19 protein-coding genes and 1 pseudogene are annotated in these 24,046 nt (G+C 59.1%); 11 read left to right on the top strand and 9 right to left on the bottom strand.

What is annotated here, in order from left to right; all coding sequences use genetic code 11:
* The first annotated feature begins 156 nt into the window (after positions 1 to 156).
* Complete coding sequence (locus tag DQ405_RS08160) at positions 157 to 1,224, top strand: phosphotransferase family protein (protein WP_168423735.1); 1,068 nt, start codon at positions 157 to 159, stop codon at positions 1,222 to 1,224.
* A gap of 28 nt (positions 1,225 to 1,252) precedes the next feature.
* The gene (locus DQ405_RS08165; RefSeq protein WP_168423736.1) at positions 1,253 to 2,020 is read left to right on the top strand and encodes an SDR family oxidoreductase; all 768 of its coding nucleotides are present in this window, start codon (positions 1,253 to 1,255) and stop codon (positions 2,018 to 2,020) included.
* Positions 2,021 to 2,083: 63 nt separating this feature from the next.
* On the opposite strand, the gene DQ405_RS08170 is transcribed toward DQ405_RS08165, so the two are convergent.
* Positions 2,084 to 2,731, bottom strand: a complete 648-nt coding sequence (locus tag DQ405_RS08170) for a hypothetical protein (protein ID WP_168423737.1) — start codon at positions 2,729 to 2,731, stop codon at positions 2,084 to 2,086.
* Between the two features lie 222 nt (positions 2,732 to 2,953).
* Between DQ405_RS08170 and DQ405_RS08175 the strand changes: the two genes are divergently transcribed.
* Positions 2,954 to 3,736 carry a TSUP family transporter gene (locus DQ405_RS08175; RefSeq protein WP_168423738.1) on the top strand — a complete coding sequence of 261 codons (783 nt, stop codon included), beginning with the start codon at positions 2,954 to 2,956 and terminating at the stop codon, positions 3,734 to 3,736.
* On the opposite strand, the gene nudC is transcribed toward DQ405_RS08175, so the two are convergent.
* The 7 genes from nudC to DQ405_RS08210 all read right to left on the bottom strand — a co-directional run bounded on the left by nudC (position 3,704) and on the right by DQ405_RS08210 (position 11,623).
* Positions 3,704 to 4,537 carry an NAD(+) diphosphatase gene (nudC, locus tag DQ405_RS08180; protein ID WP_168423739.1) on the bottom strand — a complete coding sequence of 278 codons (834 nt, stop codon included), beginning with the start codon at positions 4,535 to 4,537 and terminating at the stop codon, positions 3,704 to 3,706. The two genes, DQ405_RS08175 and nudC, sit on opposite strands and share 33 nt — an antisense overlap.
* Positions 4,537 to 6,219 (bottom strand): ferrous iron transporter B, encoded by a 1,683-nt coding sequence (locus DQ405_RS08185; RefSeq protein WP_168423740.1) that lies wholly within the window; start codon positions 6,217 to 6,219, stop codon positions 4,537 to 4,539. The genes nudC and DQ405_RS08185 overlap by 1 nt, the downstream gene beginning before the upstream one ends.
* Before the next feature lie 37 nt (positions 6,220 to 6,256).
* Positions 6,257 to 7,069, bottom strand: a complete 813-nt coding sequence (locus DQ405_RS08190; protein ID WP_168423741.1) for a crotonase/enoyl-CoA hydratase family protein — start codon at positions 7,067 to 7,069, stop codon at positions 6,257 to 6,259.
* A gap of 198 nt (positions 7,070 to 7,267) precedes the next feature.
* Positions 7,268 to 9,514, bottom strand: coding sequence for an arginine/lysine/ornithine decarboxylase (locus DQ405_RS08195; protein ID WP_168423742.1), 2,247 nt, complete (start codon positions 9,512 to 9,514; stop codon positions 7,268 to 7,270).
* A 111-nt stretch (positions 9,515 to 9,625) separates the two neighbouring features.
* Positions 9,626 to 10,387 carry a DNA polymerase III subunit epsilon gene (gene dnaQ / locus DQ405_RS08200; protein WP_168423743.1) on the bottom strand — a complete coding sequence of 254 codons (762 nt, stop codon included), beginning with the start codon at positions 10,385 to 10,387 and terminating at the stop codon, positions 9,626 to 9,628.
* A 10-nt stretch (positions 10,388 to 10,397) separates the two neighbouring features.
* Positions 10,398 to 10,850, bottom strand: a complete 453-nt coding sequence (rnhA, locus tag DQ405_RS08205) for a ribonuclease HI (protein ID WP_168423744.1) — start codon at positions 10,848 to 10,850, stop codon at positions 10,398 to 10,400.
* Between the two features lie 17 nt (positions 10,851 to 10,867).
* Positions 10,868 to 11,623: a class I SAM-dependent methyltransferase gene (locus DQ405_RS08210; RefSeq protein WP_168423745.1), complete on the bottom strand. Its 756-nt coding sequence runs from the start codon at positions 11,621 to 11,623 to the stop codon at positions 10,868 to 10,870.
* A 112-nt stretch (positions 11,624 to 11,735) separates the two neighbouring features.
* Here DQ405_RS08210 and gloB point away from each other — a divergent pair, with 112 nt between their 5' ends.
* Both gloB and DQ405_RS08220 read left to right on the top strand, forming a co-directional pair.
* Positions 11,736 to 12,515, top strand: coding sequence for a hydroxyacylglutathione hydrolase (gene gloB / locus DQ405_RS08215; RefSeq protein WP_168423746.1), 780 nt, complete (start codon positions 11,736 to 11,738; stop codon positions 12,513 to 12,515).
* A 101-nt stretch (positions 12,516 to 12,616) separates the two neighbouring features.
* Positions 12,617 to 14,168 (top strand): annotated as a pseudogene (locus DQ405_RS08220) (LysM peptidoglycan-binding domain-containing protein).
* Between the two features lie 21 nt (positions 14,169 to 14,189).
* Here the strand turns inward: DQ405_RS08220 and DQ405_RS08225 are convergent.
* Positions 14,190 to 15,635: an HDOD domain-containing protein gene (locus DQ405_RS08225; RefSeq protein ID WP_446730869.1), complete on the bottom strand. Its 1,446-nt coding sequence runs from the start codon at positions 15,633 to 15,635 to the stop codon at positions 14,190 to 14,192.
* 141 nt (positions 15,636 to 15,776) lie between these two features.
* On the opposite strand from DQ405_RS08225, the gene DQ405_RS08230 reads away from it, so the two are divergent.
* The 6 genes from DQ405_RS08230 to fabI are packed head-to-tail and all read left to right on the top strand — an operon-like array spanning position 15,777 to position 23,994.
* Positions 15,777 to 17,606 (top strand): extracellular solute-binding protein, encoded by a 1,830-nt coding sequence (locus DQ405_RS08230; RefSeq protein ID WP_168423827.1) that lies wholly within the window; start codon positions 15,777 to 15,779, stop codon positions 17,604 to 17,606.
* Positions 17,603 to 19,474, top strand: coding sequence for an extracellular solute-binding protein (locus tag DQ405_RS08235; protein WP_168423747.1), 1,872 nt, complete (start codon positions 17,603 to 17,605; stop codon positions 19,472 to 19,474). The genes DQ405_RS08230 and DQ405_RS08235 overlap by 4 nt, the downstream gene beginning before the upstream one ends.
* A gap of 2 nt (positions 19,475 to 19,476) precedes the next feature.
* Entirely contained in the window at positions 19,477 to 20,550 is a 1,074-nt protein-coding gene (locus DQ405_RS08240; RefSeq protein ID WP_168423748.1) for a microcin C ABC transporter permease YejB, read from the top strand.
* Between the two features lies 1 nt (position 20,551).
* Positions 20,552 to 21,571 carry an ABC transporter permease gene (locus tag DQ405_RS08245; RefSeq protein WP_168423749.1) on the top strand — a complete coding sequence of 340 codons (1,020 nt, stop codon included), beginning with the start codon at positions 20,552 to 20,554 and terminating at the stop codon, positions 21,569 to 21,571.
* A gap of 1 nt (position 21,572) precedes the next feature.
* Complete coding sequence (locus tag DQ405_RS08250) at positions 21,573 to 23,219, top strand: ABC transporter ATP-binding protein (protein WP_168423750.1); 1,647 nt, start codon at positions 21,573 to 21,575, stop codon at positions 23,217 to 23,219.
* Positions 23,200 to 23,994 (top strand): enoyl-ACP reductase FabI, encoded by a 795-nt coding sequence (gene fabI, locus DQ405_RS08255; protein ID WP_168423751.1) that lies wholly within the window; start codon positions 23,200 to 23,202, stop codon positions 23,992 to 23,994. The genes DQ405_RS08250 and fabI overlap by 20 nt, the downstream gene beginning before the upstream one ends.
* The last annotated feature ends 52 nt before the right edge of the window (positions 23,995 to 24,046 follow it).

A 24,046-nucleotide genomic window follows, 5' to 3' on the forward strand; every position in this document is an offset into this window, starting at 1 on the left:
CCCAGCAACACCCCGACCAATAAAGACCGACTTTGCTTGGTGATGCATGGGTGCCACATTAGATTTACGGCGCCGGACAGTCAGTTGGCATCGTAGCCGATAAAGCTGCTGCTCAGACCAGTTCATCGAGGCATTGATTACAAGAAAGGGACAAGCATGGCGCTAACTGATCAGACCAGCCGTATACGCGAAGGCGAAGAATTGCCTACCGACGTCATCGACCAGTACCTCAAGGCTCACATTCCTGGACTGGAAGGCACGCCGACCATCTCGCAGTTTCCCGGGGGCGCGTCCAACCTGACGTACCTGCTGGGATATCCGAACCGTGAGTTGGTGCTCCGTCGCCCGCCGTTCGGTCATAAAGCAAAGTCCGCTCACGATATGGGCCGGGAATACCGGATCCTCAATCAGCTCAACGCGGGTTTTCCATACTGCCCGAGGGCCTATGCGCATTGCACTGACGAGACGCTCATCGGTGCCGAGTTCTACGTCATGGAGCGTGTCAAGGGCATCATCTTGCGTGAAGACATGCCTGCCGAGCTCGGATTTACTCCAGAGCAGACCACCGCGCTGTGCGAGAGCTTCATCGACAAGTTCGTCGACCTGCACAATGTAGACTACAACGCCTGCGGCCTGGGTGATCTGGGCAAACCCGAAGGCTATGTGCAGCGTCAGATCACCGGCTGGATCGATCGTTACGAGCGCGCCATCACGTCCGACGCACCCGGTTGGGAGACAGTAAAAGCCTGGCTGCGGGACAAGATGCCGGCGGACCATTACAAGCCCGGCATCGTCCATAACGACTACCGTTTCGATAACGTTATCCTCAGTCCGGACAACCCTATGGAGATCATCGGTGTCCTGGATTGGGAGATGACTACCCTTGGCGATCCGCTGATGGATCTCGGCAATACGCTTGCCTATTGGATCGAAGCGACCGATCCGCCGCCCATGCAGCTGATCCGCAAGCAGCCCAGCAACGCACCCGGCATGCTGACGCGTCAGCAGTTCGTTGATTACTACGCCGAGCGTGCCGGCATTCGCATCGACAGCTTCGACTACTACTACACCTACGGCCTGTTCCGCCTAGCGGCCATCGTGCAGCAGATCTACTACCGCTATTTCCATGGCCAGACCCAGGACAAGCGGTTCGCGAAATTCGTGCAAATGAACGCCCTGCTCGAGCAAGTGAGCCTGCAGGTTATCAACAAATCGAAGCTGTAACACAGCTCACCAAGAGGGGAATTAGTCCATGAGCAAAACCACCCTGTTCGATCTGGATGGCAAGATCGCTTTCGTCTCCGGCGCCAGCCGCGGCATTGGCGAGGCTATTGCCAAGCTGCTGGCCCAGCAAGGCGCCCACGTCCTTGTGTCCAGCCGCAAGATCGAAGGCTGCCAGGCGGTCGCCGATGCCATCGTTGCGGCCGGCGGCAAGGCGACTCCGGTAGCCTGCCACATCGGTGAGCTTGAGCAGATCCAAGCGGTCTTCGCTCAGATCCGCGAGCAATTCGGCCGATTGGACATCCTGGTCAACAACGCAGCAACCAACCCGCAGTTCTGCCATATCCTGGATACCGATGTCTCGGCCTTCCAGAAAACCGTCGACGTAAATATCCGCGGTTATTTCTTCATGTCCGTCGAGGCTGGCAAGCTGATGCGCGAGCATGGCGGCGGCAGCATCATCAATGTCGCCTCCATTAACGGTGTGACGCCAGGCAACTTCCAGGGAATTTATTCGGTCACCAAAGCTGCCGTGATCAATATGACCAAGGCCTTCGCCAAGGAATGCGCACCGCAGGGAATCCGCTGCAATGCTCTGCTGCCGGGCCTAACCGACACCAAGTTCGCCTCAGCGCTGGTCAAGAACGACTCGATCCGCGAAGAAGCGCTGCGTCATATTCCACTGCACCGCGTCGCCGATCCCAGCGAAATGGCCGGCGCCGTGCTGTATCTGGCCAGCGATGCGTCGAGCTACACCACCGGGCTGTCGCTCAACGTGGACGGTGGTTATCTAGCCTGATCCGCCTGTTACGAAGAAAGGGAACCCTCGGGTTCCCTTTCATCGTATATACAAGCCGTGCCGCTACCAGTCCTTCATGGCCTGCTCGGCTGCGGTGTTTACCGGTTTCGCCAGCAGTCCGGTGGGTGCCATCTCCACTGTATATTCGGCGCCATCAGCGATAGGCAGGTACCTGAGCCGTCGGGGCTCCGCCTCGATGATCAGCGAGGCGCACTGGCAACGCTGCAGCCACGCCCAGAAATCCACTCCGACCTGGCTATGCCCGAGCTCTACATTAGGATGGCTAGCCTGATCCTGCTGCTCGACGGCGAGGTACCGTCCGGAAAGTTTCTCCAGCCGATAGCCAGGCTCCAATCCGATTAGCGTTGCCAGACCCTTCCAATGAAGCGCCCGCAGATCAAGTTGCCAGAGATCGCCTTCCAGCGTGACAAAGCGGGTTTGCCGACCCTCTTCCACCTTAACTTGATAGCGCTGTTGGCCATCGGCCCGAAAGGACAGCGAAGCCAACGGCGTGCTTTGAGCAAGGGGTCGATAGGTCGTGACATCCCAGGCGATCAAGCCAATCAGGCCACCTAGTGCAAGAACCAACATGCCGATGGTGCCGCGCAGCCAACCCAGCAGCCAGTGCCCGCAGGCCAGCATGCGCACCGCTATCAATACGGTAATCAATGCGAGTAACGCAACAACCACCGCGAGCCCCAGGTATTGCATCGACCGAGCTTCCCATAAATTTTCGACGAAATATTATCAACAGGCCCCGCTAGGGCGGCCAGCGCCATATCGGAACACTGCAGGCGAGTCGACATTCCGTGTCCGCGCGCTCGACAAGCCATACTCACCAACGCCGCCGATGCGTGCTCCCCATTGGCTTGCGGCAGCGCAAGCGGCATCATGCGGCGCCTGCATTCGCCGATCTGACCATGAGTGAACACAATGCCCATGCTTGAATTTGCCACGGACCCGCTCGTTCTGGCCGCCCTGATGGCGGTTGCCTTTCTTGCCGGGTTCATCGATGCAATCGCGGGCGGGGGCGGTCTCTTGACACTGCCGGCGCTACTTACTGCGGGCTTGCCACCACACCTAGTGCTCGGCACCAACAAACTGTGCGCAACCTTCGGCTCGGCCACAGCGAGCTTCACCTTCTATCGCCGCAAGCTGTTCGATCCCCGTCAATGGCGTTTCGCACTCGTAGCCACCGCAATCGGGGCGGCGTTGGGCGCCGGTTTGACACATCTGATCCCAGCTCAATGGCTTAACCAGTTGCTGCCCTTGGTGGTTTTCGCCTGTGGGCTATATCTGTTATTCGGCCGGGTCCCGGTCACGCCGCGGGCACATGCGGCGCCAATCGCCAATGGCCGGCAATGGCCGCAGGGGTTGATGCTGGGTTTCTACGATGGCGTGGCGGGCCCTGGTACCGGGGCCTTCTGGACCGTTAGCAACATGCTGCTCTATCCGCTCGACCTGCTCAGAGCCAGCGGCGTAGCGCGAAGCATGAACTTCATCAGCAATGGTATGGCGCTTGCGGTGTTCATCGTCAGCGGACAAGTCGCCTGGGCACTGGGTATCGGGATGGGATTCGCCTTGATGATTGGCGCCTACCTCGGTGCGCGCACTGCGATACAGGGCGGATCGAAATTCATCCGGCCGATCTTTCTCGTGGTCGTGCTGGTACTGAGCCTGCGATTAGCCTGGCAACACTGGGTCGGGACGGCCTGAACGCCGAGCCAGATACAAATCGATCAGATGGCGCGCGATTGACTTCGAAGCAGGCAGCGCCGGCAGATCATGAATGGAAAACCAGCCGGCGTCCTCGATCTCCTCAGGCTGCATCACAATCTCACCCGATGCATATTCCGCGTGAAAGCCCAGCATCAAGGAATGAGGGAATGGCCAGCCTTGGCTGCAGATATACCGAGGCTCGTGAATCGACACCCCGACCTCTTCATGCACCTCACGCCGGACGCACTGTTCAACCGACTCGCCCGGTTCAACGAACCCTGCCAGCGTGCTGTAGACGCCCGGGGCGAATCGCGGCGAGCGTGCCAGCAGCAACTCATCGCCACGAGTCACCAGAACGATCATGCTCGGCGAAATACGCGGGTAATGATGAATGCCGCAGGCCTCACATTGCATCGCACGCTCTGTCGGATGCTGACGCATCGGACTGCCACAGCTACCGCAGAACCGATGATGATTGGCCCAGGTGCCAATCTGGGCCGCGAAACCGAGCATGCGAAACCTGTCGACGTCGTCATCCTGCATCATGAATTGACGCAGCCCCTGCCAACCCGCGCCCGGCACATCGACCGGGTGAGCCAGCTCCAGCAGGAAAACCGGGTCACCATCGAAGTAACCCAGGCCCTGTTCACTGAGCAGGGGCAGACCGAGGCGTTTTAGCCAACTTCTGGGGAACAACACGCCATTCGCATCAAAGAGAAACCCTTGCTCGCAGCGCACGACAGCCCAACCGCCATCACCTGACGGGTCAAGCAGCGCCGGCTGCCAGCGCAGGCTCATCAGGCAGCCACCGGAAGGCCCAAAGCCCGAACGCTGTCCGTCGCCAGATCGAGCACGCTTGCGCGCGAATCGTCGCGTCGCAGTATCGCCCCGCCGTCGAGGTAGTATTCAAGGCTGGTCAGGGCGTCGGCCAAGGTTTCGAGCATTTGCTCGGGAGGCATCTGCACACCTTCGAGCATTTGCTTCTGGATAAAGTCGGCGCACGCGCCGATCAGCTCGGCAGCGCGATCCTGTTCAAGGAAACGCAAACCACCACGAACCGCCATCAGACTGAAGGGAACATTAGCCAGGTGCAGCTTCTCCCCGTTGGATTCCAGATAGGCTGTGATGGCACGCTTTGCCAACGCCAGGCCTGCCGTCGCTTCCCCGATAACCACGATGCACGCTTCCGTGAGCTGATGATTGGCAAATGCTTCCGCCTCCTGGCCAGGCTGCGCGGTCTGCAAACGTGTCTCACGGCGTTCGCCGCGCTCAAGGCTCGCTACCATGCTTTCGACGTAGAGCACCGCATCAGCCAGTTTCAGCAGCGCCTGAGGATCGGGGGCCTGCTCAGCGCTCCAACCGGACACAACCACCAGCTGAGCGTGCAAGGTACTCGAGGCGGAAGAAAGCCCGACCATTCCCAGGGTTTTCGCCAGCTTGCCCAACAGGGTATGGAGGTTTGCGTACGATTCGACTGGCGCTGTCTGCCGCTCGATGAGGTCCAGCAGATCTTTCAAGCCTGCGAGTTCCTCACGAATAGCCGAAGATAGGGAGCGCATCACGGCCTGGCCTGGGCCTGCAAGACGCTGGGATTCGTCCTCGAGAAGATGGTCGGTAAAGGGCAGCGAGCCGAGGGAGAAAATTTCCCGGACCTGCGTTGCCACGGGTCCACTGCTTTCCGCCAGCGCAACCAGGTACAGCAGATCCTTGAGCAGGACACGCGGAGGCTCGTAGGCGGTATTGCTGCTGAACTGACGAAGTTCCCGGTCGAGCCTGGAGAAAAGCTGCTTGCGCGATTGACGCGGTAGTAACTGGCCATCCAGTTGAGCTTCCAATGCAGCACTACCCAACCAGCACAAGCGACCAGCTGCGGTGTTGGCAAACAGCAGATCCAATCGATTGAGCGCTCGCCCCATTAGCTTGAGGCTTGCCGGGATATTGTCTTCACGAATGAAGCCAAGCAACCCGACCTGATACATTTGCCGCAACCGCCGCGCTTCGATTGCACGCGCTGCAGGCTCTCGCACCGCGCCGACTACCGTCGGCCGGGCATGATCGAGACGGGCGCTGAAGAAAAAACTTTCAGGTAATGGCGACTGCGCACTGACGAGTCGCAATGCATTGATTGGCGGCAGAAGCAGTTCAGGCATTTCCTGACGACTGGCGTCAACGCTTTCCAGATAGCGCCCGAGCACGTACAGCGCATTGCTCAGCGCCGCCAGCTGGGTATCGCGATCTTCTCCTGCGCCGACAGGGATGTCGGTTGCCAACTGGAGTATTTCTTGCGCAAGCAATTCGGCCCCGGTCAGCTCAATGAGCTTGAGAGTGCCACGAACCTGCTTGAGATTCTCGACCGCTTGCTGCAGCAGGCTGCCGTTGTTTCGATCGATGATGAAATGCTCGAGACTCTGCTCGGCTTCCTCCATGGTAGCGAAAAGCTCATCGCGGACCAGGCTGAGTGAAGTAGCTCCGGTAACCATGCCTAGCGCGCCTCCCGCGCAACGTTTAGATGATGCATCAGTCGGCGAAATCCGGTTTCTGTTTGCTCATATGGGCAGCCATGGCCACCTTGAGGTCAGCCGACTGAAGCATTGCCGCATTCCAGGTAGCGATATATTCAAGACCGTCATCGACACGATGATCACGCATATAACGGATCATCTCCTTGGTGCCGCGAATTGCTACCGGCGACTTCGCAGCGATTTCGGCAGCCAGCTCGGCGACGGCTGCCATCAATGTCGTTTGGTCGGCATACGCTCGATTAACCAGGCCGATGGACTGTGCCTGCAGCCCGTCGACGGTGCGTCCGGTGTAAGCGAGCTCGCGCATTATTCCATCGCCGATGATCCTTGGCAGGCGCTGAAGCGTTCCGACATCAGCCGCCATGCCCATATCGATTTCCTTGATTGAGAACTGCGCATCGAGCGTGCTGTAACGCATATCACACGCGGCAATCAGATCGATCGCACCGCCAATGCAATAGCCTTGAACGGCCGCAATCACTGGCTTCCTGCAGTGATCCACGGCATTGAACGAGGCCTGAAGCTTTAGAATCTGGCGACGCAAACGCTCGGCGTTGCGGCCGACATCGCTGCCCATCTGGGTTGCAGCCTGTGCCAGTAGTTGCAGGTCGATGCCGGCCGAAAAATGTTTGCCCTCGCCTGATAGCACCACCACCCGGACTTCATCGGTATCATCGATCCACTGAAAAATATCGACGATCTCGCTCCAGAACGCGGCGTTCATGGCATTGACCTTGTCAGGCCGGTTGATCGCTACATGAGCGACCTTGTCCTTCAGCTCCACACGGAAGGCTTGGTATTCAGTCACGCTATCATCCTCGACAGCTGAGGCACCTCAGTGCCTGAAACAGGTTGGACAGCCCCGCAAAGGGGACTGTTCTCAGCCGAGCAACTATAACAACAGCCAGATGAAAGTCGATGCGGGACGTTGTGATGCAGCCCACGCCCTTGCGTATCATCGGCTTTGACAACCCGCAATATCGGCCCAACCGAAGAAGTACTACCGTTAAAGGATGCAGTCGACGGTGTAACGCGCTCCGTCGGGGTGTTCCTCCCGCTGAAGCCCATGCACGTCGGCATCGAACCCAGGGAAGCGTGCGGCGAAACGTTGCGCGAAATCCAGGTAGTCGAGTATCGAGCGTGTCTCCGCAGTGAATCGCTCTCCCGGCATGATCAGCGGAATTCCAGGTGGATAAGGCACCAACATCACAGCGGCGATGCGACCTTCGAGCGCTTCGATGGGTACCGCTTCGACTTCCCCTCGGACCAGTTTGTCGTAGGCGTCGGCGGGCTTCATCGCCAGTGCCGGCAATGCCGTATACATCCGCCGCATGGCTTTTGCGGTGGCGTTCTCGCGATAGCAATCGTGCAACGAATCGCACAGGTCCCGCAGGCCCATTCCGGCGTACTGACTGCCACCCGCCTGCACGACCGTCGGCACCGCGTCACATAACGGCACGTTATTGTCATAGTGCCGCTTGAATTCCAGCAACTCGGTCAACAGCGTGCTCCACTTGCCCTTGGTGATACCCATGGAAAACAGCACCAGGATCGAATAGAGACCCGTCTTCTCGACGACCAACCCTCGCTCCCAGAGGAACTTGCTGACCACCGCGGCAGGAATGCCGCGCTCGCCCAACTTGCCGCCGGCGGTGAGCCCAGGCGTGACCAACGTGACCTTGATCGGGTCGAGCAACACGTAGTCGTCGGCGATATCTCCGAAACCATGCCAGTCCGCTTCCGGCTCCAGCAGCCAATCAGCCGTGACCAATTCATCCGCACCATCCGCCGCGGGCGGCTGCCAGATGCTGAACCACCAATCATCCGCTGCCAGATGCTGCCGAAGATTGGCCAGTGCCCGACGAAAACTCAGTGCCTCATCGAAGGTTTCCTGAATCAGCGAACGGCCGGCGGGGCCTTCCATCATCGCCGAGGCCACATCGAGCGAGGCGAGAATTCCATATTGCGGGGACGTCGAGATATGCATCATGAACGCTTCATTGAAGCGATCCCGATCCAGCTGCCGCTGCTCACTGTCGAGCACATGGATCATCGAGGCCTGACTGAACGCCGCCAGCACCTTGTGTGTCGAGTGGGTCGTGAACACCAGCGGCCCCTGCTCGCGCGTATCCATCCCGTAGCGGCCGTCGTAGAACTCGTGAAAGGCGGCGTAGGCGTACCAGGCTTCGTCGAAATGCAACACATCGACGCTGGTGCCGAGGGTTCTTTTGATCAAATTGGCGTTGTAGCAGAGGCCGTCGTACGTGGAGTTTGTCACCACCGCCAGTTTCACTCGCGGAGTTCGCCCGCGGGCCAGCGGATTGGCATCGATCTTGGCCTGAATAGATTCGGGGGAGAATTCCTCGAGCGGGATGGGACCGATAATCCCGAGCTCATTGCGTGATGGCGTCAAATAGAGCGGGATCGCACCCGTCATGATGATCGAATGCAATATCGACTTGTGGCAGTTGCGATCCACCAGCACCAGGTCGTCCCGTGCCACCATCGAATGCCAGACGATCTTGTTCGCTGTCGAGGTGCCATTGATGACAAAGAAGGTGTGATCCGCACCAAAATTGCGTGCCGCGCGGGCCTCAGCCGCAGCCAAGGGCCCGGTGTGATCGAGGAGCGAACCGAGCTCCGGTACCGACACCGACAAATCGGAACGCAGCGTGTTTTCACCAAAGAACTGATGAAAAGCCTGCCCGACCGGACTTTTGCGAAACGCCACACCGCCGCCATGACCTGGCGTGTGCCAGGAGTAGTTGGAGTCGCCGGTATGCTGGACCAGCGCGCGGAAAAACGGCGGCAGCAAGCCATCTAGGTAGGCACGCGCGGCTCGTGCCACCTGCCGCGCCAGAAACGGAACAGTGTCTTCGAACAGATAGAGCAGCCCGCGAAGCTCATTCAGGTCAGCCATTGCTTCGGCTGGAGCATTCTCAATGGTGATCTGTTCCCCGAGCGCAAAGATCGGCAGCTGCGGTGCGCGCCGCCGTGCCACGCGGATCAACCCCACCACATCCTGCAGCAACCGCTGATTCTCGCCTGCGCCTTCGGCAGCCACCAGGATGCAGGCTAGGCCATGGTGCGTGGATGCAACGATGCGACCTTCAGCAGCGCTTCCCGTAGGGAGGATATGAAAACCGTCTCGCTCAAGCTCGGCTGCAATTTCGCGGACCCGTTCGCCGGCAACGGTATCGGCCTTGATGTCGCGGTGAACGATAAGGATGGGAAACTTGAGGTCTTTGTACATGGGTACTTCCTGAAGGCATTCCCCTCCAGCGTAGAAGCTCCGCACCCAAGCACCAAGCGTGAAATGCGATTGCGCCGCGCTGCCGCAGTAAGAATGCTTCAGAGGCAAGGCTCAAGCTGGCAGCACTTCGGCCCCTAGTTCAGCGGGCTGCTCGAGCTGAACCCAGAGCGGCGCGGCGCCAGCCGCCTTTTCGATGGCCTGCATGCGTGCCGCATGTGCAGCGGCCTCTTCAGCGCTGGCACGAATCACCAGCGTGTTGGGCCGATCGGCCGGCAACCGGCGAATCGGCGTTGCCTGCTGACGGCCACCATTTTCAGAGTCGGCGCCATCACCCGCCAGAGACAGGTTGGTTTGCCCACCGGTCATCGTCAGGTAGACGTCCGCGAGAATCTCGGCGTCGAGCAGAGCCCCGTGTAGGTCGCGGCCCGAGTTGTCCACGCCGTAGCGCTTGCATAGCGCATCGAGGCTGTTGCGCTGCCCCGGATGACGCTCGCGGGCCATCAGCAAGGTATCGAGAATGCTGCAGTGATCGCTCAGCTCGGCACGATCCTGCTGCCCGAGCAGGGTGAACTCGTTGTTGATGAAGCCGACGTCGAACGCGGCATTGTGAATGATCAGCTGCGCGCCCTTGATGAACTCAAAGAACTCATCAGCGACATCGCGAAACCGAGGCTTGTCGATCAGGAACTCGTTGGTGATCCCGTGAACGGCGATGGCGCCTTCATCTACTTCACGGTCCGGCTGCAGATACACGTGATAATGCCGGCCCGTAAGGCGTCGGCCGATGACTTCGACACAGCCGATCTCGATGATCCGGTGGCCATCGGTCACCGGCATGCCAGTGGTTTCGGTATCCAGCACTACGCTACGCATATTCAATCACTCAAGCGGTTTGTCGTTTGGCCTGTACTACGCCGCGATTGGCCAGGATATCGGCGCGCTCGTTGCCCGGGTGGCCCGTATGTCCGCGCACCCACTCCCAGCTCACCTGGTGGCGATTGACCTGCTCATCTAATTGACGCCACAGATCGGCATTCTTTACCGGCTGCTTGGCAGCAGTCTTCCAGCCACGCTTCTTCCAATTAGGCATCCAGTCATTGATGCCCTGCATCACATACTGGGAGTCGGTTACCAACTTTACCTGGCAGGATCTCTTTAGCTCTTCCAGCGCGCGGATCGCCGCCATCAGCTCCATACGGTTATTCGTGGTTTCCGCTTCGCCACCCCAGAGCTCGCGCTCAACGCCTTTATAGACAAGCAGCGCGCCCCAGCCACCAGGGCCCGGATTGCCCTTGCAAGCGCCATCCGTATAGATCTCGACCGTTTCATCGCTCATGAAAAATTATCTGCTCATCACTGTTCGGCATCGCGGCGGCTGACCTTCGCAACGGGCAGAGGCAGTAGCTGGCCCATACGCTCCCGACGGCTCTGGCGCAGAGGGCGCAGTCCCACCATTAGCTTTCGCGCCACAAGCACGTAAAAACCGCCGGTAGGCAGCTGCAATCGCTGACCAGCAACCTCCAGCCCGGATAATCGCGCCTGCCACTGCCCCGAAGAAAGCGGCGGACAATAGCACCCGAACCGACGTTTCTCCAGCGCGAATCCGAGCAGATTGAGCCAGTCGCCGACACGCGTGGGACGGATGCATCGCGCATGGCGAAAAGCCTTGCGCGATAGCAAACGCGTCGCACCCCAGGCACTCCAAGGGTTGACGCCGATTATCAGCAAGTGCCCGCCCGGCCTGACGCTGCGCGCTGCCTCGCGCAGCAGGGCGTGCGGTGACAGGCTGAAGTCGAGGCCGTGCTGAACCACTACGACATCGGCGGCATGTTCGCCGATAGGCCAATTCTGCTCTTCGCAAACGATCTCGACGCCCTCAAACGGCGGCCCCAATCGGACGCTGCGTTTGATCTTCTGCGGCTCGATCGTTGTATTGGCGAAGGGCCCGTAGTGCACAAGATAACTACCGAAACAACGAGATAGTTCCTGACCGATTACACGCTGCTCTTGATCGAGCAGCTGTCGGCCGGTTGGGCTGTCGAACCAGGCACTGGCCTCGTGCATCAGCGACAGCCAACGCTCATCCGATTTGGTACAAGACTCACTCATCGCTAGCCTCCGCTCATCGGTTTGGCCGATCCGATTGGAGCTACCGGTCGGTTCAAGTTTCCAATTCGGCTGTTAGGATGCGCTTTTGCTAATCACTTGGCGACCGGTACATATGTTGAAGATAGAAGCTCTGCCCGCCTTTACCGACAACTACATATGGCTCCTTCAGGATTCACAGCGCCGCCTCTGCGCGGCGGTGGACCCAGGCGACGCAGCTCCGGTCCAGGCATGGCTGGATGCCCATCCCGACTGGCACCTGACCGATATCCTGGTAACACACCACCACCACGACCACGTCGGCGGGGTGCAGCAGCTCAAGGCCAAACACGGCGCAAAGGTCTATGGCCCGGCTACAGAAAATATTCCTGCCAGGGACGATGCCCTGATCGAAGGGCAGCGTATTCGTGTGCTCGAGCATGAGCTGGAAGTGATCGAGGTGCCTGGGCATACCAGCGGGCACATCGCTTACTTCCATGATGATGCTCAAGAGCCCTGGCTACTGAGTGGCGACACCCTGTTCGCGGCGGGCTGCGGACGCTTGTTCGAGGGCACCGCGAGCCAGATGTTCACCTCATTGCAGCGGCTGGCAGCTTTGCCCGCGGAAACTCGGGTGTACTGCACCCATGAATACACCCTGAGCAATCTGCGTTTCGCCCAGGCGGTTGAACCAGGCAACGCGGATATCGCAGAACGCCTGGAGCAGGTCATCCGTTTGCGAGAAGCGAAACGCATAACCTTGCCCTCTGATCTGCGCGCCGAGCATGCTACCAACCCCTTCCTTCGCAGCGCCGAACCTGGCGTAGCAGCAGCGGCTAGCCAACATGCAGGTCGTCCACTTGCTACACCAGAGAGCGTGTTCGCGGCACTACGCGCCTGGAAAGATACGTTCTGAAAGGAAGGTCGACCAGTCCCCAAAAACGAGGCGTTGGGTTGACCCACCAGAACGGCGTTCCTACACTCCCCCGAATTTGCGCCAAGGGAAGCCTGTAGCCAATGCCGTCTGACTTTTCGAATAGCCCTCGTCCGGACGCCTTGGCAGCCTCCGGCCGGGCCCTGGCGCTAGCAGTTTGTCTCGCTATCACCGGTTGCCAGAGCACTGCTTCGCGCGCACCGACCGGCAGCGATACCCAGGTGCGCGCCGCACCGCTGGTTCAGGAGACCTTCTGGCTCACGGAAAAGAAGCCAACGCCTGCGACCCATTCGGACATCTGGGATCGCATCAGGCACGGCTTCAAGCTGAAGGACCACCTGGACAGCAATCCTCGTATCCAGCAACAGCGCCTGCTTTTCTCCAGCCGGCCGAACTCCATCGAGATGGCCAGCGAGCGAGGCAGCCCGTACATCCACTACATTGTCGAACAGCTGGAAGAGCGCGATATGCCGCTCGAGCTGGCACTGCTGCCGATAATCGAAAGCGCTTATAACCCCTTCGCCTATTCTCCCGCCCAGGCTATGGGACTCTGGCAATTCATCCCCTCGACCGGCCGTCACTTCAATCTGCAACAGACCAGCTGGTATGACGGCAGGCGCGACATCACCGCGTCCACCACCGCGGCGCTGCGCTACCTGACTTACCTGCATGGCCTGTTTAATGACGACTGGCTGCTGGCTTTGGCAGCCTATAACGCCGGCGAAGGCACCGTCAGCCGTGCCATCGAGCGCAATCAGAAGCTTGGCTTGCCCACCGATTACTGGAATCTGCCCCTTCCCCGCGAGACGCGCGACTACGTACCCAAGCTGCTGGCACTCTCGCAGATGGTGCAGAGCCCCGAGGCGTATGGCCTCGATTTGACCCCGATTGCTAACGAGCCCTACTTCGAAGTGGTAGCGCTGAAGCAGCGCATGGATCTCGCCAGGGTCGCCGAAATGGTGGACCTTGAAGAAGACGAGATCTACCAGCTGAACCCGGCGTTTACCCGCCGCATCACGCTGGATGGCCCCCAGCCATTTGCTGGTCCCGAGCGCCAAGGCCGAAATGTTCGCGGCCAACCTGGCGCTGATGAAGCCGCAGGATCTAGTCGACTGGCAGCAGTATAAGGTGCGCCCTGGAGACACGCTCGGTGCGATCGCCAACAGGCATCGTCTTTCGGTCAACGTCATTCGTGATATCAACCGGCTTCGCACCGATCGCCTGCAGATCGGCCAAGTGCTGAGCATTCCTCAACCGACCGAAACAGGACAATCGCGCGAGCTCTTGCATGCCGTTGCACGAAGCCAGCCGGCACCGCGCAGTTATCGGGTCCGCAAGGGCGACAATCTCTGGGAAATCGCCAAAACGCAGAAAGTTTCGGTACGTGACCTACAGCGCTGGAACAACCTATCGGGCAGCAATATCAAGGTAGGCCAGGCATTGTTTCTGCAAGCGGCCGGAAGCGATAAGCGAGCCAAGCCCGCACCGACCTATTACAAGGTCAAGAAAGGCGATTCGCTTTATGAAATCGCCAAACGCTTCAATGTACGGATCAATAACCTGAAGACCTGGAATCCCAGGGATAGCGTGATGCTCAAGCCAGGCCAGACCCTTACTCTGTATCTCCCGCACTAAGCCCAGCAAGCAGGCGCGCCTTCAACCGCGCCTGCTCAACGCTTCGAGACAACGTCCGGCCAGCTGCGTGAAGCGCTGGAAAGCGACAAACTGCTCATGCTTCAGCGCACGCCCCGATATCCGGTTGTCCGCGTAGAGCACACCGATCTCACGCGGGCCTGCCATCAGCGGCCCGATTAAGAACATCCCCTTACCCAAATGCTGACGAAGCGGTAACGTCACCAGCTCGTCGAGGTTATAGCTTGCCGGCACGCCCATCCACAGTGGCTGGCGCTGACGAAGCACATAGCTAAAAATGTGTGCTTGACCCGACGGATCAGCAGGCAGGACGAATGTTTCCAGCCAGGGCTGAGTCTGCTCCCCCGCGACCCGTTTGGCGCGAAACGTCGCCTGCTTATCGGCGAGAACCGTCAGCATCACGCGCTCCAACCCTGCACCTTCGTGCAACCCCTTGAGCAAGGCATCAAGAATCAGCCCGACGTCGCCGCGACTGGAGGCCATCATCCCTAGATCCTGCATGGCCTGCTGCATCAGCAGCAGATTCGGCTGCAAGTGGCTTGCCTTACGCTGCGCCTGCTGCAGCTGCACTTGTTCAGGGTCGGTGGAAGGAATCAGCTTGCAAAGCCGACTGGCGCCGAACGTCGTTGCGACATTGACCGCCTCATCAGCGCTGGCGAGGATCTGCTGCATCGCATCCGCTTCGGAGATGCCGCTAAATGTGGCCAGTTCCCTGACCAATTCTTCCATCTCCGGACAGCCCCACCCATTCAAGGCAGCGGCGCCAATGCGAACACCCAGGCTGACCGAGTGCACAGCGGGGTCGCGCATATTGGCCGAACTGTGGGCGAGACTGGCGAGCTCACCGATATTCCAGCTCTTGATCAATCCCAGATTCAGCTGGCGGAAACTGGTGCCAAGCACCCTCTCCACAGCCTGATCATGATCCGTATCGGTGGCTGCCAACGCCTCGCCGAGCTCATCAGCCTGCGCGCCACCGCAGCCCCAGAAAGCAAGCTCGCCGACCTCATGGAGCAGCGCCGCAATGAACACTTCCTCCTCGTGCTTCGTTAGAACGTAGCCGGCAATATTTCGCGCCTGCACTGCAGCGTGAAACGAACGCGCCAGCAGCTCCTGCAGTTGCTGGCGTGGTGCACGATCCAAGAGGCCGTCGATAAGGCTGACGGATAGACTGATCAGACGAACATTATCGAAGCCGATCATAACGATGGCTCGGGAAATAGTTTTGATGGTTTCCTGCGACGGATTGTAGTAACTGCTATTGCCGACCCGAAGCACTTTGGAAGTCAGCGCGGCGTCGCGCAGCAACACATCTGCGAGCTGCTGTACGGATGCATGCTCCTGCTCCGTGAGTCGTTGCAGGTCCTGCACGACCGCCGCCAATGCCGGTAACTCGGACTGGTTCAAGCGGTCTATCCATGACTGCAAACCATAGCTAGTTTCACTCAAAATCTGCGACCTCACCCAACGATCGGGCGGCTGAAAGGAAAGGCAGTTTGCCCAGATAGTCGGCCTTTTTCCAGCGGATACAAGCTGTTACTGTACTCCGCCGAAAAGACCGAAAGCGCCATGGATCGGATTCACCGTTTGATGCGACCCATCCTATTGTTATTGAGCTGCCTGGGATTGAGCTTTCCGTCGTTCGCGACCATCAGCGAAAGCCACGGTTACGCGCAGTTTGGCACCCTCAAGTATGCGGAAGACTTTGCCCATTTCGATTGGGTGAATCCCGATGCGCCCAAAGGTGGTCGCGTGCGGTTGATGGCCTCGGGCACGTTCGACACGCTCAACCCCTATACATTCAAAGGGACCAGCCCAACCGCGACGCCTGGTTTCTTCCAGTACGGCATCAGCGAGCTGAACGAGCCACTGATGGTAGGCACCGGCGTTTACGACCCCTCCGGCGACGAACCGGCTTCGGCGTACGGGCTTATCGCGGAAACCGTCGAGTACAGCGACAACCATAGCTGGGTAGTCTTCAATCTGCGCGACTCGGCACGTTTCCATGACGGGCAGCCGATCACGGCCTATGACGTAGCCTTCTCCTATCGGTTGCTCATCAAGGATGGCCATCCCCGCTATCGCACCGACTTGCAGGGTGTCAAGCGTGTCGACATCCTCAATCGACATCGGATCCGCTTCGTCTTCGACAAACCTGACAATCCACTGCTGATCATGCGTCTCGGCGAGCTCCCCGTATTACCGCAACATTATTGGAAGGACCGCGACTTCCGCGCGACGACGTTCGAGCCGCCACTGGGCAGTGGGCCGTACCGAATCACTGAGGTTCAGCCGGGACGTCAGGTGACGTTCGAGCGAGTAAAAAACTGGTGGGGCGCGGAACTACCAGCCAATCGTGGCAAGTACAACTTTAACAGGGTCGAAGTCGAGTTCTACCGTGACAGCACGGTTGCATTCGAAGCATTCAAGGTCGGTGAGTTCGACTTTTATATCGAGCACCAGGCGAAAAATTGGGCCAATGGCTACCAGTTTCCGGCGGTTCTGCGCGGCGACGTGATTCGCGCGGAAATCCCGCATCAAATCCCAACCCAGACGCAGGCGCTGTTCATGAACGGGCGCCGGCCGACCTTCGCCGACATTAAGGTGCGTCAGGCGCTGGGGATGCTGTTCGACTTCGAGTGGACCAATCGCGCGCTGTTCTACGGTGCTTATCAGCGCAGCGAAAGCTACTACCCGAACAGCGAATTCTCGGCGACCGGCACACCGGAAGGTGGAGAGTGGCTACTGTTGTCTCCGTTCCGGGACCAGCTTCCGTCGCAGCTGTTCACCGAGCCGTTCGCCCTACCGAAAACGGATGGACGCGGCATCCCGCGCGACACGTTGCGCAACGCGTTGGGTTTGCTCCAGGACGCTGGCTGGAAGCTGACGCCGGAAGGTCTCCGCAACAGAGCAGGTCATGCTTTCCAGTTCGAGATCCTACTGGTTAATCCACGGCTCGAGCGTATTCTCCAACCCTATGTGGAAAGCTTGGCGCGCGTCGGCATACAGGCACGCTTGCGTAGCGTTGACGGGGCGCAATACAAGCAACGCCTGGACCAATATGACTTCGACATGATCCTGACAACGCTGGGCCAGAGCCTCAGCCCCGGGCTCGAACAATGGCTGTATTTCCATTCCAGCCAGGTGAACGTCAAGGGTGGCCGCAACTATGCAGGCATAGCCAACCCAATCGTCGATAAGCTGATCGAAGAGCTACTGGCCGCCAAGACCCGCGAAGAGCAGGTTGCCGCGGCACGGGCCATCGACCGCGTCCTGCTCTGGAATCACTATACGATCCCCAACTGGTACATCAGCTATCACCGCCTGGCATATCGCAATCGGTTCGCCCACCTCACCACGCCGCCCTACACGCTCGGGCTGCGCGCCTGGTGGCTGAAGGACCTGGAGAAGGCTAAATGACACGAAACTTATGTCCGACGATCCTGCATGCCGGCGCGCTGGCTCTCCTTTGTCTCGCAGGAGTGGCCCAAGCGGCACCTCGACACGCTTTGACCCTGTATGACGAGAAGCCCAAGTATCCGGCGGATTTTTCCCAATTCGACTACGTCAACCCGGACGCACCGAAGGGCGGAACGCTTCGGCAGGCTGGCTTCGGCAGTTTCGATTCACTCAACCCTTTCATCAACAAAGGCGTAGCCGCGGACAATATCGGTCTCGTCTACGACACGCTGACAACCAACAGCCTGGATGAGCCCTTTACCGTCTACGGCCTGCTGGCAGAAAAGATCGAAAAAGGTCCCAACAATGAATGGGTACGTTTTCATCTGCGCCCCGAAGCACGCTTCCATGATGGCGAGCCGGTTGAGGCCGAGGATGTCGTGTTCACCTTCGAGACTCTGATCAGTAAGGGGGCGCCGCATTACCGAGGCTACTATGCTGACGTCGAAAAAGCCGTCATCGAGGGGCCGCGTCGCGTCCGCTTCGATTTCAAGCATGCGGGAAACCGGGAGCTCCCCTTGATTCTCGGACAGCTGCCCGTCCTGCCGAAGCATTGGTGGGACGAAAGGGATTTCACCTCCGGCAGCATGGAGCCACCGCTAGGCAGCGGCCCCTATCGAATAGAGCGTGTAGAGGCTGGCCGCTCGGTGCGCTATACCCGCGTCGACGATTACTGGGGCAAGGATCTGGCGGTCAATCGTGGGTTTTATAACTTCGATCACGTGCAGTTCGATTACTACCGCGACAACACAGTTGCGCTGCAAGCCTTCAAAGCGGGACATTTCGATTATTGGCTGGAAACCAGTGCGAAGAACTGGGCCACTGCCTACGATACCGAGGCGGTCAGAGACGGGCGGATCGTCAAGGAGGAGATCGCCAACCATAATCCGCAAGGCATGCAAGGCTTCATCTTCAACACCCGCAGGCAAAAGCTACAGGACGTCAGGGTTCGGGAAGCCCTGGCGCTGCTTTTCGACTTCGAGTGGACTAACCGCCAGCTATTCAACGGCGCCTACACCCGAACCACCAGCTATTTCGATAATTCGGAGCTCGGCTCCTCAGGACTGCCGAGCAAAGAAGAACTGAGCATTCTCGAACCCCTGCGAGGCCAGATACCCGACGAGGTGTTCGAAAAGCCATTTGAGCTGCCTCAAACCAACGCCGACGGCATGATCCGCGAGCAGCAGCGTCGTGCCTATGAGCTGCTCACTGCAGCGGGTTGGAAAATCGAGAACGACCGCATGGTCGATGCCGACGGCAAGCCGGTCAAGCTGGAGTTTCTGCTGGTTCAGGCGGATTTCGAACGGGTGCTACTGCCCTACAAACGCAATCTTGCGGGCTTAGGCATCGATTTGGAAATCCGCCGGGTCGACGTTTCCCAATACATCAACCGGCTTCGCTCACGCGACTACGACATGATCGTCAGCGGTTTCGGCCAGTCCAGCTCTCCGGGCAATGAGCAGCGCGAATACTGGCACTCGGCGAGCGCGGATAATCCCGGAAGCCGAAACTTCATCGGGCTGAAGGATCCAGCGATCGACACGCTGGTTGAAAAGCTGATTGCCGCTGACTCACGCGAAGAGCTGATCACCCGCACGCGCGCGCTGGATCGCGTGCTGCTTTGGGGTCATTACGTGATCCCGAACTGGCATATCAAGACCTGGCGCGTCGCTTACTGGAATCACCTGGCGCACCCTGAAACCTCGCCCCTATACGATATCGGCCTGATGACCTGGTGGCATCAGCCCGACGTGGATACACCTGATCCCGAACCAATCGGCGATGACCCAACCGTTGAATCGGACAACACCCGAGCAGCGGAGCGATAGGCATGCTCGCGTATATCGTCCGACGGCTACTGCTGATCATTCCGACCCTGTTCGGCATTCTGCTGATCAACTTCATCATTATCCAGGCTGCGCCCGGTGGCCCTGTCGAGCAGGCGATCGCCAAGCTTGAGGGCTTCGAAGGTGCCACAAGCCGCATCGCCGGGGGCGGCTCAGAGGTCGCCACCGGCAGCAACAGCTACCGGGGCGCACAAGGCCTGGATCCGGACCTGATCGCCGAGATCGAGCGTCTGTATGGATTCGACAAACCGGCACCGGAACGCTTCTGGATCATGCTCAGCAACTATCTGCGCCTGGATTTCGGCGAAAGCTTTTTTCGCGACGCGACAGTGACCGAGCTGATCATCGAGAAGATGCCGGTGTCGATCTCGCTGGGATTGTGGAGCACCCTGATCATGTATCTGGCGTCGATACCGCTGGGCATCGCCAAGGCGACCCGTCATGGCAGCCCGTTCGACGTCTGGACCAGCTCGGCGATTATCGTCGGCTACGCAATTCCGGCATTCCTGTTCGCCATCCTGCTGATCGTGTTGTTCGCCGGCGGCAGCTACTGGAACTGGTTCCCGCTGAGGGGACTGACCTCAGGCAACTTCGACGAGCTGACACTTACCGGCAAGATCATCGACTATTTTTGGCATTTGGCGCTGCCGGTCACAGCGCTAGTCATCGGCAACTTCGCGACGCTGACCCTGCTGACGAAAAACAGCTTTCTCGACGAGATCAACAAGCAGTACGTGATCACGGCACGGGCCAAGGGTTTGAGCAAGAATCGCGTGCTCTACGGTCATGTCTTTCGCAACGCCATGTTGATCATCATTGCCGGTTTCCCCTCGGCATTCATCGGCATGTTCTTTACCGGCTCGCTGTTGATCGAAGTGATCTTCTCGCTCGACGGCCTTGGCTTGCTCAGCTTCGAAGCCGCCATCAATCGCGACTATCCGGTCGTCTTCGGTACGCTGTTTCTTTTCACTCTGCTCGGGCTGGTGGTCAAGCTGATCGGCGACCTTACCTATACCCTCGTCGACCCCCGAATCGACTTTGAAAGCAGGGAGGCCTGACATGACGCTGTCGCCGCTGAATCAGCGTCGCTTCGCCCTGTTCAAAGCGCACAAGCGTGGCTGGTGGTCGCTATGGCTGTTTCTCACACTGTTCATCCTGAGCCTGGGTGCCGAACTGATAGCCAATGACAAACCAATCGTGGTGCGTTTCGATGGTGGTTGGTACTTCCCCGTATTCAAGCGCTATCCCGAGACAGTGTTCGGCGGCGAGTTTCCATTGCAGGCCGACTACAAGGGCCCCTACATCCAGGAGCTGATCGAGAAGAAGGATGGTTGGATGGTCTGGCCACCGATCCCGTTTCACCACTCCAGTATCAACTATGACCTGCAGGTCCCGGCGCCCGCCCCGCCATCCTGGGCTAACTGGCTGGGCACCGACGACCAGGGGCGCGACGTACTCGCCAGAGTCATCTACGGATTTCGCATATCGGTGTTGTTTGCGCTGACGCTGACCCTCATCAGCTCAGTGATAGGCGTGATCGCCGGCGCGTTGCAAGGTTTCTACGGGGGCTGGGTCGATCTTGTTGGCCAACGGGTACTGGAGATCTGGTCCGGATTGCCGGTGCTCTACCTGCTGATCATCCTTGCGAGCTTTGTGCAGCCTAATTTCTGGTGGCTGCTCGGCATCATGCTGCTGTTCTCATGGATGAGTCTGGTTGATGTCGTCCGCGCCGAGTTTCTGCGGGGCCGCAACCTCGAGTATGTGCGCGCGGCGCGTGCATTGGGCATGCGCAATGGGGCCATCATGTTCCGCCACATCCTGCCCAATGCGATGGTTTCGACCATGACTTTCATGCCATTCATCCTAACCGGCGCGATCGGCACGCTAACCGCTTTGGATTTCCTTGGCTTCGGCTTGCCACCTGGCGCGCCATCACTTGGAGAACTGGTGGCACAAGGCAAAGCCAACCTGCAGGCTCCGTGGCTGGGCATCAGCGCCTTCATGGTTCTTGCCATCATGCTGACCCTGCTGGTGTTTATCGGCGAGGCTGCTCGCGACGCCTTCGACCCAAGGAAATAGCATGGCTGAAAATTTGATAGAGGTCCGCGATCTGGCCGTCGAGTTCGTCAGCGGAAATCAGACGCAGCGAGTCGTCGAAGGCGTGAGTTTCGATATTCGCAAGGGCGAAACCCTGGCGCTTGTGGGTGAAAGCGGTTCTGGCAAGTCTGTCACGGCTCACTCGATCCTGCGTCTGCTGCCCTACCCGCTCGCGCAGCATCCGGCAGGCGTCATTCGCTACGCTGGGGAAGATTTGCTCAAGGCAAGCGAGAAACGCATGCGGGGCATACGTGGCGACCGTATCGCCATGGTCTTTCAGGAGCCGATGACATCGCTCAACCCGTTGCACACCATTGGGAAGCAGATCAACGAAGTGCTGCAGATTCACAAAGGGCTAAACAGCAAGGCGGCTACGACACGCACCCTCGAACTCCTCGAGCTCGTCGGGATACCCGAGCCCGCCAAGCGAATCCGTGCCTATCCCCATGAGCTGTCGGGGGGGCAGCGCCAACGCGTGGTGATCGCGATGGCGCTAGCAAACGAGCCCGAGCTCCTCATTGCCGACGAACCAACCACGGCGCTCGACGTAACGGTGCAGCTGAAAATACTGGAGCTGCTCAAGGAACTGCAGGCGCGCCTGGGCATGGCCCTGTTGCTGATCAGCCATGATCTCAACCTGGTCCGCCGAATCGCGCATCATGTATGTGTCATGCAGAGCGGACGCGTCGTCGAACAAGCACCTTGCGAGGAATTGTTCAGATTGCCGCAGCATCCCTACACCCGGGAGCTGCTCGCGGCCGAGCCTAGCGGCGGCCCGGTAGAGGTTGAGACCTCTACGCCGCCGTTGCTGGAAGTGAATGATTTGCGGGTCTGGTTCCCTATCAAGAAAGGGCTGTTCAGACACACCGTCGACCACATCAAAGCGGTTGATGGCGTCACGTTCAGCCTGCCAAAGGGCCAGACCCTGGGTATTGTCGGCGAAAGCGGTTCGGGAAAATCCACTCTGGGGCTCGCGATTCTGCGGTTGCTATCGAGCGATGGCGAAATCCGGTTCAGGGATCAGGCACTGGAGAAGATGTCGCAACGGGCGGTGCGTCCGCTACGGCGCCAGATGCAGGTGGTGTTCCAGGATCCTTTCGGCAGTCTTAGCCCTCGCATGTCGGTCGGCCAGATCGTAGGAGAAGGACTCAGCATTCATGGAATGGGGTCGGCCGCCGAACAAGCGCAGGCGATTATCGATGCGTTGGTCGAGGTTGGACTCGACCCGGAAAGCCGCCATCGCTACCCCCACGAGTTTTCCGGCGGGCAGCGGCAGCGGATTGCCATAGCCAGGGCTCTGGTGCTCAAGCCTGATCTGATCTTGCTTGATGAACCGACCTCGGCACTTGATCGAACCGTGCAGCGGCAGGTGGTGGAGCTACTACGCTCGCTACAGGCCAAGTACAACCTGACCTATCTGTTCATCAGCCACGATCTGGCGGTGGTACGGGCGCTGAGCCACCAGATGATGGTGGTCAAGCAGGGCAAGGTCGTTGAACAGGGAATGGCCGAGGCTATCTTCGCCGCTCCCCAACATCCTTATACACAGCAGTTGCTGGAATCCGCCTTTATGGTCCCAGCCACTGAACAACCAGAAGAGGGACAAGCACATGGGTTTTCTTACCGGTAAGCGCGTACTGATCGTCGGCGTCGCCAGCAAACTGTCGATCGCCTCCGGCATCGCCGCCGCCATGCACCGCGAAGGCGCCGAACTGGCTTTCACCTATCAGAACGAGAAGCTCAAGGCTCGCGTCGAAGAATTCGCGGCTAGCTGGGGCTCTGGACCGGAGTTGTGCTTCCCGTGCGACGTTGCCAGCGACGACGAAATCGTTAATGTATTCGAAGCGCTGGGCGCGAAGTGGGACGGCCTGGACGGTATCGTCCATTCGGTAGGCTTCGCTCCAGGCGATCAGCTTGACGGCGACTTCACCGACGTCACCACGCGCGACGGTTTCCGCATCGCGCACGATATTAGCGCCTACAGCCTGGTTGCACTGGCCAAAGCCGGACGTCCGATGATGAAGGGTCGCAACGGCTGCATCCTTACACTCTCGTACTTGGGCGCAGAGCGCACCATGCCCAACTACAACGTGATGGGCATGGCCAAGGCCAGCCTCGAGGCTGGCGTTCGCTATTTGGCTGGCAGCCTCGGCCCGGAGGGCACTCGCGTCAACGCAGTGTCTGCGGGCCCAATCCGCACACTGGCGGCCTCTGGGATCAAGAGCTTCCGTAAGATGCTGGCAGCCAACGAAAAGCAGACGCCGCTACGTCGTAACGTCACTATTGAGGAGGTCGGCAATGCCGGAGCGTTCCTCTGCTCGGATCTGGCATCCGGCATCAGTGGTGAAATCCTCTATGTCGATGGCGGGTTCAACACCACCGCGATGGGTGCGATCGAAGACTGATTCATCATTCATAAAAAACCCGCATCTGCATGCGGGTTTTTTTGCCTTCAAA

This window comes from Pseudomonas sp. SST3 (genome assembly GCF_003325755.1).